Below are 12,184 nucleotides of genomic sequence, written 5' to 3' on the forward strand. Positions count from 1 at the left end.
CGGCGGTCGCCCTACGCTGCCGGGATGAGCACCCGGTCGGCCCCCGTGCGCACGCCCCGGCCGACCCGGCGTCGCCTCGGCCCGGGGTGGGTGCCGCGGCAGCACGGGGCGTGGGCGATGCTCGTCGTCCCGCCGGTCGTCGGCGGCGTGGTCGGCGGGTGGTCCTGGCGGCACGTGCTGCTGCTCTTCGCCTGGCTCGTCGGGTACCTCGCGTACCACGCCGCCGGGCTGTGGCTGCGGTCGGGACGCAAGGCCCGGTACCGGGCGCCCCTCGTCGCGTACGGCGCGTCGGCCCTCGTCCTGCTCGCGGTGCTGCTGGCGGTCGCGCCCGGCCTCCTGGTCTGGGCGCCGGTGTTCGCGCCGCTGCTCGCCGTCAGTCTCGTGGCGTCGCTGCGCCGTGCCGACCGGTCGTGGTGGAACGACGGGGTGACGGTCGTGGCGGCGGCCCTGCTCACCCCGGTCGCGGCCGGTCTGGGCACCGGCGACCCGGCGCCGGCGACGGTGTGGACGGCCACGGCCGTGCTCGGCGTCTACTTCCTCGGCACCGTCCCGTACGTGAAGTCGCTGATCCGTGAGCGGGACGACCCCCGGGTGCGGCACGCCTCGATCGGCTACCACCTCGGCGCCGCCGTGGCCGGGCTGCTCGTCGACCCGCTGCTGGGTGTGGTCGGCGCGCTGCTGGCCCTGCGCGCGTGGCTGGTGCCGCGCCGCTGGCCGCACGCGCGGCCGGCCGCCATCGGCGCCGGCGAGGTCGTCGCCACGCTTCTCGTCACCGTGGCGCTGCTCGTGACCGTCTGACGCCGGCCACCACGACCCGTCAGGGGCGGAGCACCTGCGCGAGGTCGTACCCGACCGGCTCGTCGAGCTGCGCGTACGTGCACGACCGCGGGTCGCGGTCCGGGCGCCACCGGCGGAACTGCGCGGTGTGCCGGAACCGGTCGCCCTCCATGTGGTCGTACGCGACCTCGACGACCAGGTCGGGGCGCAGCGGCACGAACGACAGGTCCTTGCCGCCGCTCCACCGGCTCACGCCGCCGGGCATGCGACGGTCGGCGTGGGCGGACTGGTCGGCCCACGCCCCCCAGGGGTGGTCCGCCAGGTCGACGTCCCGGTAGGGCGCGAGGTCGTCGAGCAGCGTGCGGCGGCGGGCCATCGGGAACGACGCGCTGACGCCGACGTGCTGCAGGTGGCCCTCGTCGTTCCACAGGCCCAGCAGCAGCGAGCCGACGACGTCGCCGGACTTGTGCCACCGGAACCCGGCGACCACGCAGTCGGCCGTCCGCTCGTGCTTGATCTTGAACATCGCCCGCTTGTCCGGCTGGTACGGCGCGTCCAAGGGCTTGGCGACGACGCCGTCGAGGCCCGCGCCCTCGAACTGGGTGAACCAGCGCTGCGCCTCGGCCATGTCACCGGTGGCGCGCGTCACGTGCACGGGTGGGCTCGCGTCGGCCAGGGCCTCGACGAGACGGGCCCGGCGCTCGCGGAACGGGCGGCGCGTCAGGTCCTCGTCACCGACGGCGAGCAGGTCGAACGCGACGAACGACGTCGGCGTCTGCTCCGCCAGGAGCTTGACGCGGCTGGCCGCCGGGTGGATGCGCTGCTGGAGCGCGTCGAAGTCGAGACGGTCGCCCGTCACCAGGACGATCTCGCCGTCGACGACGCAGCGGTCCGGCAGGTTCGCCTTGAGCTGCTCGACCAGCTCGGGGAAGTACCGCGTCATCGGCTTCTCGTTGCGGCTGCCGAGCTCCACGTCGTCGCCGTCGCGGAACACGATGGTGCGGAACCCGTCCCACTTCGGCTCGACGTGTCCGGTGTCGGGGATCTCCTTCACCGACTTGGCGAGCATCGGCGCGACGGGCGGCATCACCGGCAGGTCCATGAGGCCATCGTGGAGCAGAGCACCGACACCTGCACAGGTGGGACCTAGGTCGATCTCAGTGCCCTCCAGGATCGGGGAGGTGTCATGGCATGCATGAGGCGCCGTCGGGGCGCCGACGGGAAGGAGCAGCAGCATGGAGGACACGAGCAAGAAGCGCCCGGCCGGTGCCGCGGCGACCCCCGGGACGACGCCCGCGGCGACCGAGCAGCCGACGGTCGCGCAGCCGACGGTGCCCGTCACGGAGTCGGCTCCGGCAGGGCACCCCGTCGAGCCCACGGTGAAGGAGCGCAAGGGGCGCAGCCTCAGCGTGCTGGCGACGTCGCTGATCGGGGGCGGCGCACTGGTGCTGGGTCTGGCCCTCGGTGGTGGTGCGGTGGCGCTCGCCACGCACGACGGCCACGGCGACGGGCACGGCATGCACCAGGAGGGCCCGCGTGGTGGGGCCCCGCAGGACGAGTTCGGCGGTCAGCGGCCGGGCGGCCCCGGCGACCGCGGCCCGTCCGGCGGCCTCGACGAGGGCGGCTCGGAGGGCAGGACGCACACGCGCCCCGACGAGCGCTCGGACGCTCCCGCCGAGGAGCGGTCCGGCCGGTCCTCGCGTGAGCGCGGACCGCAGGACGGGCCCTCCGACGGCTCGTCGCAGGAGGCCACGCCGGAGCAGGAGCCGTCCGGGCAGGCGTGACGCGCCCGTCCGCGGCCGGTGCACGGGAGGGGGAATGGCCGTGACGGTGCCCGGCGTTGTGACGTACGCTGGGCCACGCCGGCCGCCCTGCCAGGGTGGACGGCGATCTTGACAAGTGCATACACCCATGGGGGTGATCGGTTTCGACGGTGATCGTCGAGCCAGGTGAAGCGGGTCGAGGATGCACGGTTATCTCGTAAACGCTCCGTGCAACTCATAGGTGCCGATTCCAAGCGCACCGACTTCGCCCTCGCCGCCTGAGCGAGGCTTCGAAGTCCGTCGGCCTAGACACGCTCTCGGTCTAGTTCCCGGCGTCATCTAGAGAGCCACTGCTGTCCGTCCTCGTCGGTGGGGCGGGCGGGACTCTTAGCCGACTGAGCCCGTCCACGTCTTGTCCGCGTGATCGTGGGGGCTGAGAAAATCTACTGCGGACTGCACCCGGAGAAGCCCTGGTCCCACGTCATCGGACGCGGGTTCGATTCCCGCCACCTCCACGTCAGAAGGCCGTCGTCCTGTTCGGGACGGCGGCCTTCGTCGTGCTGCGCCCGTCCAGCCGGTCCGACGTACGGCCGGATCGCCGCCCGTATCCGCGCCGGTCCTGCATCGACGCGCTCACCGACCCCATGCCCGCGGCGCCAGGGACGGGCACGGCGGCGGCGAGCAGGTCACACGCCGCCCGGCACCAGGTCCTGCTCCCCGCCCGCCAGCCGGTACACGGACACGTGCGATCGCGACTCGGCCGTGAAGGGCTCGCCCGTCCAGTCGGCGTGCCGGCTCTCGAGCGCGAAGCCGGCGAGCTGCGCCATGAGGTCGAGCTCGGCCGGCCAGACGTAGCGGTGCGAGGTCCTGGTCACGCGGGCCGAGCGGTCCTCGTCGAAGTGGACGTGGTGGGACACGATGCGCTGCTGCAGCACGTCGTACGTGTCGATGCCGAGGTACCCCGGCTCGTCGTGCCAGACGTCCGCGGTCGAACCGGGCGGCAGGGAGCGCAGCCGGGGCACCCACAGCTCGATGACGAAGCGTCCCCCCGGTGCCAGGTGCCGGGCCGCGTTCCGGAAGCACGCGACCTGCTCGGCCTGGGTGAGCAGGTTCGAGATCGTGTTGAAGACGAGGTACGCCAGGGTGAAGCGGCCGGGAGCACGCACGGTCGCCATGTCGCCCACCACGACCGGGATCGCCGCCTCGTCGACCTTCGTGCGCAGCTGCTCGACCATGGCCGGGGACAGCTCGATGCCGGTGACCGGGACGCCGCGCTGTGCCAGCGGCACGGCGACGCGGCCGGTGCCGATCGCCAGCTCCAGCGCCGGGCCGTCACCGGCGAGCTCGGCGAGCCGCTCGACGGTCGGCCCGAGCACCTCGGGAGCGAACATGCCGGTGCCCGGGTTGTCGTACGAGCGGGCCATCTCCTCGTCCCACGCGTGTGCCATGGCTCCCACCGTGGCCCCGGGCGGCGGCCGTCACCAGCGATTAAGCGTCGCCAGTCGGACGGCCCAGAAGGCCCACGTCCGCGTCGAGCCCCCGCCGTGCGCAGCCGGGGTGACAGCCGTCGTCCGCCGGTGGGCTAGGTTCGCCCGGTGCCGACACACCACCCGCGCGGACGGTCCCGCCGTTGAGCACCGCGACCGTCGTCGGCGGCGGACCGGCAGGGCTCATCGCCGCCGAGGTGCTGGCGCGTGCCGGCGTGGACGTCACGGTGCACGACCGCATGCCGTCGGTGGGGCGCAAGTTCCTGCTGGCCGGCCACGGTGGCCTGAACATCACGCACACCGAGGGGCGGGACGCCTTCCTCGCCCGGTACGGCGCCTCGGCGGACCGGCTGCGGCCGATGCTCGACGTGTTCGGCCCGGAGGACCTGCGCGCATGGTGCGCAGGGCTGGGGGAGCCGACGGTCGTCGGGACGAGCGGGCGGGTCTTCCCGCGCTCGTTCCGCGCGACGCCCCTGATGCGGGCGTGGCTCGCGCGGTTGACCGGCCTCGGGGTGCGGATCGAGAAGCGGCAGCGGTGGGACGGGTGGTCGTCCGACGGCGCGTCGCGGTTCACGGGTGCCGACGGCACGACGACCGAGGTCGGCGGTGACGTGACGGTGCTCGCGCTGGGTGGCGCGTCCTGGCCGCGGCTGGGCGCCGACGGTGGCTGGGCCGGCCCGTTCACGGAGCGCGGGATCGCGGTCACGTCGCTGCGCGCGGCCAACGTCGGCGTCAGGGTGGGATGGACCGAGGTGTTCGCGCAGCGGTTCGCCGGCACGCCGCTGAAGAACGTCGCGCTGACGGTCCGCGGGCGTCCGGCACCCGTCCGTGGCGACGCGATGCTCACCCGCACGGGCCTCGAAGGTGGCCCGGTGTATGCCATCGGTGCCGCGATCCGGCAGGCGCTCGACGCGGACGGCCGCTGCGTCGTCGAGATCGACCTGCGCCCCGACCTCACCGTCGCCCAGCTCGACGAACGGCTCCGGCGGCGCCGCCCGAAGGACTCGGGCTCGTCCTGGCTGCGCCGAACGGTGGGCCTGGACCCTGCGGCGATCGGGCTGCTGCGCGAGGCCGACGCGGGCACCCTGCCGTCCTCCGGGGTCGCGGAGCGGATCAAGGCCGTGCCCGTCGTGGTGACGGGCACCATGCCGATCGAGAAGGCGATCTCGACCGCGGGCGGCATCGCGTGGTCGCAGGTCGACGAGTCGCTGATGCTGCGCGCGCTGCCGGGCACGTTCGTCGCCGGGGAGATGCTCGACTGGGAGGCGCCGACCGGCGGCTACCTGCTGCAGGCGTCGTTCAGCACGGGCGTCGTCGCGGCCCGCGGTGCGTTGGCGCGGCTCGGGGTGGCACCGTCGGGTCACGGCCTCGAAGGTCCCGCGCACGCCTGACGGCGGTCGGCGCCGTCAGGCCGACGGGCCGGGGTCGATGGCCGCCTGCAGCACGCCGACCAGCGCGGGGACGACGACGTCGGCGGGCAGCGCCTCGAGCGTCGCCATGACGCCCGCCAGCTCGTCGGGCAGGCCGTGGGTGAGCACACGCTCGACCAGGGACGGGTCGACCGCCGCGGGGGTGACCCCACGGACCTCGTCGGCGGAGCGCACGAGGTCGGCGGCGAGGGCGTCGACGACGTCGTCGGTCACGGCGGTGAGCGTCAGGTGGGCGGTGCGGGGCAGCGTCGTGCCGTCGGGCTGGGTCATGGCGGGCTGGCTCTGGGCGAGCCACCCGCGGCGACGCAGCGCGTCGACCAGGTGGAACGGGTCGACGCCGCCGTCGTCGGCGACGGCCAGCAACGGGCCGGTCGGCTCGCCGACGACCCGCATGCCGGGACACGCGTCGACCGCCGCCCGCACGGTCGCGGTCGCCGCGCGGGTGCGGGCGACGAGGTCGGCGTAGCCGTCGTCGCCCAGCGACTCGCCCACGGCCCAGGCTGCGGCCATCGCCCCGGCGGCGCGCGAGCCCAGCACGGTCGGGTTGACCACGGGGTACCCGGGCCAGGCGGTCGTCGCGAAGTACTGCGCGCGGTGCCGGTCGCGTCCCCGGTGGAGCACCAACGAGACGCCCTTGGGGGCGTACCCGTACTTGTGCAGGTCGGCCGACAGCGACGTCACGCCCGGCACGGCCAGGTCCCACGGCTCGACGTCGCCCCACCACGGCAGCACGAACCCGCCGATGCACGCGTCGACGTGGCAGGCGACCCCGCGCGCGGCTGCGCCGGCCGCCACCTCCGCGACGGGGTCGACGACGCCGAACGGGTACGACGGCGCGGAGACGACCACCAGAGCGGCGCGCGGGCCGGCGGCGTCGAGCGCGGCCAGGAGGTCGGCCGCGGACGCACGGCCGGAGGCGACGTCGACCGGCACCGCCACGACGTCGAGGTCGAGGTACGCCGCCGCCTTGTGGAACGCGGGGTGCGCGGTGGTCGGCAGGACGAGGGTGGCGCGTGAGTGGGCGCGCGCCGGGTCCGCGGCCCGCCACACGTCGCGCGCCGTCTTGACGGCCAGCAGGCAGGACTCGGTGCCGCCCGACGTCACCGACCCCACGACGTCGTCGTCGCCGTGGAACAGCGTGCGCGCCCGCGCGACGAGCGCCCGCTCGAGCACCGCCACGGAGCGGAACGTCGTCGGGTCCAGCCCGTTGACCGGCAGGAACGCGGTCGCCGCCTGCTCGGCGAGCCGGTCCAGCTCGGGGCGGCCGTGGTCGTACACGTACGACAGCACACGCCCTCCGTGCGTCGGCGGGTCGGCCTCGCGCAGTGCGGTCAGCTCGGCCAGGACGTCCGCGGCGGGACGGGTCATCGGGTGCGCTCCGGGTGGTCGACGTCGGCGGCGGACAGGCGGTACCGCGACAGCGGCACGAGGGACAGTGCCACCAGCACCGCCGGCAGCAACGAGAAGGCGACGACGATGCCCGTCAGGGCCGAGCCGGGCTGGGTGACGACCTCGTCGCCGGTGCTGGAGACGAAACCGGTCACGGCCAGGACACCCAGCACGAGGGTCGGCCCCAGCGCGAGCCCGGCCGTCTCGCCGGCGGTCCACACCCCCGACAGGACGCCCGCACGGTCGACGCCGCGCTCGCGGGCGTCCACCGCGGCCACGTCCGGCAGCATCGCCAGCGGGTACAGCTGCATGCCCGCGTAGGCGATCCCTGCCAGCGCCACCGGCCCGTAGACCCAGGCGCCGGGCGCCGCGCCGGCTGGCACGAGCAGCGCAGCGGCGACGGCGAACAGGACGGACGCGGTGACGAGGGCGCGCTGCTTGCCGACACGCTGCGCCAGGCGGGTCGCGAGCGGCATGACGAGCAGGGCGGGGGCGACGAGCGCGACGAACAGGAGCGTCACGGCCGCCTGGGAGCCCAGCGTGTAGGTCGCGACGTACTGGGCGGCTGCGAGCATCGCCCCGGTGGCCAGTGCCTGCAGCACGAAGGTCGCCAGCAGGGAACGGAACGCCGGGACCTCCCGCACGGCGGTGAGCCCGGAGCGCAGGGCGTCGCCGCGCCGGGCCGGGCGAGGTGCGGCAGGTGTGACCCCCGGGTCGCTCGACGCGAGGAGCGACTGTCGTGGGGCGGTGAACCAGGTCGCGAGCATCCCGGCCCCGATGACGAGCCCGCACACGACGCCCATGAGGACGTAGCCCGGGCGCCCGCCACCGGCGGCGTCCCGCAGGAGCGGGCCGCCGCCGCCGAAGGCGAGGATCGCGACCGCCAGCACCGCGACGCGCGGCGCCAGCAGCCGGGTCCGTGCCGCCGACGTCGGCGCGATCTCGGCGGGCAGCGCGATGTACGGCACCTGGAAGAGGCTGAAGGCCGTCGCCGCGGCCACGAACGTCACGACGACCCAGGCAGCGGCTGCCCGGCCGGTCAGCGCCGCGGGCGTCGCGAACAGCGCCGCGAACAGGAGCGGCAGGCACAGCGCACCCGCGAGCAGGAACCGGCGCCGGGACCCGTGCCGCGCCACCGAGGCGTCCGACCGCGCGCCGATGAAGGGGTCGATCACGACGTCCCAGATCTTCGGCACCGTCACCACCAGGCCGGCGAGGCCCGCGGCGACGCCGAGCGTGTCGGTGAGGTAGTAGGCGAGCACCAGCCCGGGCAGCGTGCCGAACCCGCCGGTCCCCACCGAGCCCAGCGCGTACCCGACGGCGGTGCGACGTGGCACGGCAGGTGCGAGGGTGCCAGCAGTCATGCGGGCGATGGTGCCTGCTGCGAGCGGTGGGGCGCGGGTGGCGCGCCGTGGCGTCGCCACGTGGCCTGCCGACCCGGGAAAGCGCTGTGAAACGCTTCGACGCTGCCCGAGGGCTTGTTCCTCCTCGAGAGGCGCGGGCAGCATGACGCACATCCCGAGCGAACCCCACCCCCTCGCTCACGGTCGGTTGTGAACGATCACACCCAGGCGGTCGACGTCGCCCGCCCTGTACCCAGGAGCACCCATGCGCCAGGCATCGGTCAAGGTTCGTCATCGCGCACGACGCTGGTCGGCGCTCGTCGCTGTCGGCGCGGTCGCGGCGGCCGCCGGGGTGCTGGCGACCGTCGCGGCGCCCGCGGCGTCGGCTGTCACCGTCGACACGAACACCACGTACGTCCTGGTCAACCGCAACAGCGGCAAGGCGCTCGACGTGTACAACTTCGCGACCAACGACGGCGCGCGGCTCACGCAGTGGACGCGGGGCACCGCCACGAACCAGCAGTGGCGGCTCGTCGACTCGGGGGGTGGGTTCTACCGCGTGAGGTCGGTGCTCTCCGGCAAGGTCCTCGACGTGCAGGGCTGGTCGACGGCCGACGGCGCGAAGGTGGTGCAGTGGGCGGACACCAACGGCGCCAACCAGCAGTGGCGCCTCCAGGACACGGGCGACGGGTACGTCTCGCTGATCAGCCGGCACTCCGGCAAGGCGCTGGAGGTGCAGAACGCGTCACGTGACGACAACGCCGAGATCGTCCAGTACAACGCGTGGGGTGGAACGAACCAGCAGTGGCAGCTCGTCCCGGCAGGTGGCGCCGTGACCCCCGCGCCCACGCCCACGGGCACCCCGCCGCCGGCCACGGGCACGTTCACGAACCCGGTCGTCTGGCAGGACTTCGCCGACGGCGACATCATCCGCGTCGGCGACGCCTACTACTACTCGGCGTCGACGATGCACTACTCGCCGGGTGCGCCGATCCTGCGGTCCTACGACCTGGTCAGCTGGGAGTACGCCGGGCACTCCGTGCCGCGGCTCGACTTCGACGACGCCAAGTACGACCTGACCGGGGGCAGCCGCTACGTCAAGGGCATCTGGGCGTCCACGCTGAACTACCGGCCCTCCAACCGCACGTACTACTGGTACGGCTGCACCGAGTTCAACCGCACGTACGTGTACACCGCGTCGGCCGTCGACGGCACCTGGACCAAGAAGGCGCGCATCAACAGCTGCTACTACGACGCGGGCCTGCTGATCAACGACGACGACACGATGTACCTCGCGTACGGCAACGGCACGATCAGCGTCGCCCAGCTCAACGCCGACGGCACCCAGCAGGTGCGGGCGCAGCAGGTGTACCAGACGCCCTCCGACATCGGGACCCTCGAGGGCGCGCGCTTCTACAAGAAGGACGGGTACTACTACATCTGGCTGACGCGCCCGGCGAACGGGCAGTACGTGCTGCGCTCCCGGTCGCCGTTCGGCCCGTACGAGCAGCGTCGGGTCCTGCTCGACCTGCCCGGGCCGATCAGCGGCGGCGGCGTGCCGCACCAGGGCGGCATCGTCCAGACGCAGAACGGCGACTGGTGGTACATGGCGTTCACCGACGCCTACCCGGGTGGCCGCATGCCGACGCTCGCGCCGCTGACCTGGACCGACGGGTGGCCCGCGGTCACGACCGTCAACGGCCGCTGGGGCACGACGTACCCGCGCCCGGCGATCAGCACGACCCGCACGGTGCAGCCCATGACCGGTCGGGACACGTTCAGCGGCACCCGCCTCGGCCCTCGGTGGGAGTGGAACCACAACCCTGACACCTCCCGGTTCTCGGTGGGCGACGGGCTGCGTCTGCAGACGGCGAGCGTCACCGACGACCTGTACGCCGCTCGCAACACCCTCACGCACCGCATCCAGGGGCCCACCTCCACCGCGACCGTCGAGCTCGACTACTCCGCCATGGCGGCCGGTGACCGGGCCGGGCTCGCGATGCTGCGGCAGTCGTCCGCCTGGATCGGCGTGGTCAAGGGGAGCAACGGCGCCACACGCGTCGTCATGCGCGACGGGTTGACGATGAGCTCGTCGTGGGCGACCACGAGCACCGGCAGCGAACGGGCGAGCGCGGACGTCAGCGGCGGCCGGATCTGGCTGCGGACGTCGGCGGACATCCGCCCCGGCTCCGGCCGGCAGGCCACGTTCTCCTACAGCACCGACGGCACGACGTTCCGGCAGCTGGGCCCGGCGTTCACGCTGAACAACGAGTGGCAGTTCTTCATGGGCTACCGGTTCGGCATCTTCAACCACGCGACGACGGCACTCGGCGGTGCCGTGACGGTCCGCAGCTTCGACCTCACGACGCCCTGACGCGCGTCCGCGCTCGCACCTCCACCACCGCACCACCCGACCGGGCGGGACGCTTCCGCGCGCCGTCATCCACCGAGAGAGAGCGACGACGACATGCGAACGACCTCACCCCGGCGCGGCCGGATGCACAGGGCGGTGTCCCTGCTCGCCACCGCGGGACTGGTCGCCACGACCGCCCTGGTGCTTGCCGGACCGGCCCAGGCCGGGACGACGCTGGGTCAGTCCGCGGCGGAGCGCGGGCGCTACTTCGGCGTCGCGATCGCGGCGGGCCGGATGAGCGACGCCACGTACATGGGCATCGTCGACCGCGAGTTCGACTCCGTCGTGGCGGAGAACGAGATGAAGATGGACGCCACGGAGCCGAACCGCAACCAGTTCAACTTCACCAACGGCGACCGGATCGTCAGCTACGCGCTGGGCAAGGGCAAGAAGGTCCGCGGGCACACCCTGGGCTGGCACGCCCAGCAGCCGGGCTGGATGCAGAACATGTCCGGCCAGTCGTTGCGCGACGCCTTCCTCAACCACGTCACGCAGGTCGCGGCGCACTACCGCGGCAAGATCCACTCGTGGGACGTGGTGAACGAGGCGTTCGCCGACGACGGGCGCGGCAGCCGGCGCGACTCGAACCTGCAGCGCACGGGCAACGACTGGATCGAGGCGGCGTTCCGTGCGGCCCGCGCCGCGGACCCGGGCGCCAAGCTCTGCTACAACGACTACAACACCGACGGCGTCAACGCGAAGTCCACGGGCGTCTACAACATGGTCCGGGACTTCAAGTCCCGCGGCGTCCCGATCGACTGCGTGGGCTTCCAGTCCCACCTGGGCACCACGGTGCCGGCGGACTACCAGGCGAACCTCCAGCGCTTCGCGGACCTCGGCGTCGACGTGCAGATCACGGAGCTCGACATCCAGCAGGGGTCCAACCAGGCCAACGCCTACCGCCAGGTGACCCAGGCGTGCCTGGCAGTGTCTCGCTGCACCGGCATCACCGTGTGGGGCGTGCGCGACACCGACTCGTGGCGCACCGGCGCCAACCCGCTGCTCTTCGACGGTGCGGGCAACAAGAAGGCGGCCTACACCGCGGTGCTGGACGCCCTCAACGCGGGTGGCGGCAACGACGGCGGCGGCGCGACCACCGTCGACACGAGCGCCTGGTACGTGCTGGTCAACCGCAACAGCGGCAAGGCGCTCGACGTGTACAACCTGTCGACCGCGGACGGCGCCGACATCGTGCAGTGGGCGCGCAACAACGGCAACCAGCAGCAGTGGCAGTTCGTCAGCTCGGGCAACGGGACGTACCGCCTGAGGTCCCGGCTCTCGTCGAAGGTGCTGGACGTCTCCAGCTGGTCGACGGCCAACGGCGCGGAGGTCGTCCAGTGGCCCGACACCAACGGGGCCAACCAGCAGTGGTCCGTGTCGATCGCGAACGGCTACGCGTCGCTCGTCAACCGGAACTCGGGCAAGGCGCTGGAGGTCCAGGGGGCGTCCGTGGCGGACGGCGGCAACGTCGTGCAGTACACCGCGTGGAACGGCGCGAACCAGCAGTGGCAGCTCGTCCGCGTCGGGTGACGCCGGACCTCCCTGCCGGAGGCTGACGAGCCACCGCCCTCGCACGTGACCG

Annotated in this window: 9 protein-coding genes and 1 other RNA gene; 6 read left to right on the plus strand and 4 right to left on the minus strand. The window is 73.4% G+C overall.

The window, feature by feature from the left end:
* Nucleotides 1-24 precede the first annotated feature (24 nt).
* On the plus strand, nt 25-798 hold the full coding sequence (locus tag NP075_RS06340; protein WP_227564495.1) for a YwiC-like family protein: 774 nt from the start codon (nt 25-27) through the stop codon (nt 796-798).
* Nucleotides 799-817: 19 nt separating this feature from the next.
* On the opposite strand, the gene NP075_RS06345 is transcribed toward NP075_RS06340, so the two are convergent.
* Nucleotides 818-1,879: an ATP-dependent DNA ligase gene (locus tag NP075_RS06345; RefSeq protein ID WP_227564494.1), complete on the minus strand. Its 1,062-nt coding sequence runs from the start codon at nt 1,877-1,879 to the stop codon at nt 818-820.
* Nucleotides 1,880-2,012: 133 nt separating this feature from the next.
* Here NP075_RS06345 and NP075_RS06350 point away from each other — a divergent pair, with 133 nt between their 5' ends.
* Both NP075_RS06350 and ssrA read left to right on the plus strand, forming a co-directional pair.
* On the plus strand, nt 2,013-2,561 hold the full coding sequence (locus NP075_RS06350) for a hypothetical protein (RefSeq protein ID WP_227564493.1): 549 nt from the start codon (nt 2,013-2,015) through the stop codon (nt 2,559-2,561).
* A 129-nt stretch (nt 2,562-2,690) separates the two neighbouring features.
* Nucleotides 2,691-3,058: a transfer-messenger RNA gene (gene ssrA, locus NP075_RS06355) on the plus strand.
* A gap of 168 nt (nt 3,059-3,226) precedes the next feature.
* On the opposite strand, the gene NP075_RS06360 is transcribed toward ssrA, so the two are convergent.
* The gene (locus tag NP075_RS06360) at nt 3,227-3,988 is read right to left on the minus strand and encodes a class I SAM-dependent DNA methyltransferase (RefSeq protein ID WP_227564492.1); all 762 of its coding nucleotides are present in this window, start codon (nt 3,986-3,988) and stop codon (nt 3,227-3,229) included.
* Nucleotides 3,989-4,170: 182 nt separating this feature from the next.
* On the opposite strand from NP075_RS06360, the gene NP075_RS06365 reads away from it, so the two are divergent.
* Nucleotides 4,171-5,418 (plus strand): BaiN/RdsA family NAD(P)/FAD-dependent oxidoreductase, encoded by a 1,248-nt coding sequence (locus NP075_RS06365; protein WP_227564491.1) that lies wholly within the window; start codon nt 4,171-4,173, stop codon nt 5,416-5,418.
* Between the two features lie 15 nt (nt 5,419-5,433).
* On the opposite strand, the gene NP075_RS06370 is transcribed toward NP075_RS06365, so the two are convergent.
* Nucleotides 5,434-6,825, minus strand: a complete 1,392-nt coding sequence (locus tag NP075_RS06370) for a pyridoxal phosphate-dependent decarboxylase family protein (protein WP_227564490.1) — start codon at nt 6,823-6,825, stop codon at nt 5,434-5,436.
* Nucleotides 6,822-8,210, minus strand: a complete 1,389-nt coding sequence (locus tag NP075_RS06375; RefSeq protein WP_227564489.1) for an MFS transporter — start codon at nt 8,208-8,210, stop codon at nt 6,822-6,824. The genes NP075_RS06370 and NP075_RS06375 overlap by 4 nt, the downstream gene beginning before the upstream one ends.
* 244 nt (nt 8,211-8,454) lie before the next feature.
* Here NP075_RS06375 and NP075_RS06380 point away from each other — a divergent pair, with 244 nt between their 5' ends.
* Nucleotides 8,455-10,563, plus strand: coding sequence for a family 43 glycosylhydrolase (locus NP075_RS06380; protein ID WP_227564488.1), 2,109 nt, complete (start codon nt 8,455-8,457; stop codon nt 10,561-10,563).
* 135 nt (nt 10,564-10,698) lie between these two features.
* Nucleotides 10,699-12,132, plus strand: coding sequence for a glycoside hydrolase family 10 protein (locus tag NP075_RS06385; protein ID WP_372456713.1), 1,434 nt, complete (start codon nt 10,699-10,701; stop codon nt 12,130-12,132).
* Nucleotides 12,133-12,184: the final 52 nt, after the last annotated feature.

The organism is Cellulomonas wangsupingiae (genome assembly GCF_024508275.1).
In the GTDB taxonomy this organism is placed as follows: domain Bacteria; phylum Actinomycetota; class Actinomycetes; order Actinomycetales; family Cellulomonadaceae; genus Cellulomonas; species Cellulomonas wangsupingiae.

Coding starts and splice junctions, on each gene's coding strand:
- NP075_RS06345 (WP_227564494.1), bottom strand. CDS start 1,879: ATGGACCTGCCGGTGATGCCGCCCGTCGCGCCGATGCTCGCCAAGTCG.
- NP075_RS06340 (WP_227564495.1), top strand. CDS start 25: ATGAGCACCCGGTCGGCCCCCGTGCGCACGCCCCGGCCGACCCGGCGT.
- NP075_RS06350 (WP_227564493.1), top strand. CDS start 2,013: ATGGAGGACACGAGCAAGAAGCGCCCGGCCGGTGCCGCGGCGACCCCC.
- NP075_RS06375 (WP_227564489.1), bottom strand. CDS start 8,210: ATGACTGCTGGCACCCTCGCACCTGCCGTGCCACGTCGCACCGCCGTC.
- NP075_RS06370 (WP_227564490.1), bottom strand. CDS start 6,825: ATGACCCGTCCCGCCGCGGACGTCCTGGCCGAGCTGACCGCACTGCGC.
- NP075_RS06380 (WP_227564488.1), top strand. CDS start 8,455: ATGCGCCAGGCATCGGTCAAGGTTCGTCATCGCGCACGACGCTGGTCG.
- NP075_RS06360 (WP_227564492.1), bottom strand. CDS start 3,988: ATGGCACACGCGTGGGACGAGGAGATGGCCCGCTCGTACGACAACCCG.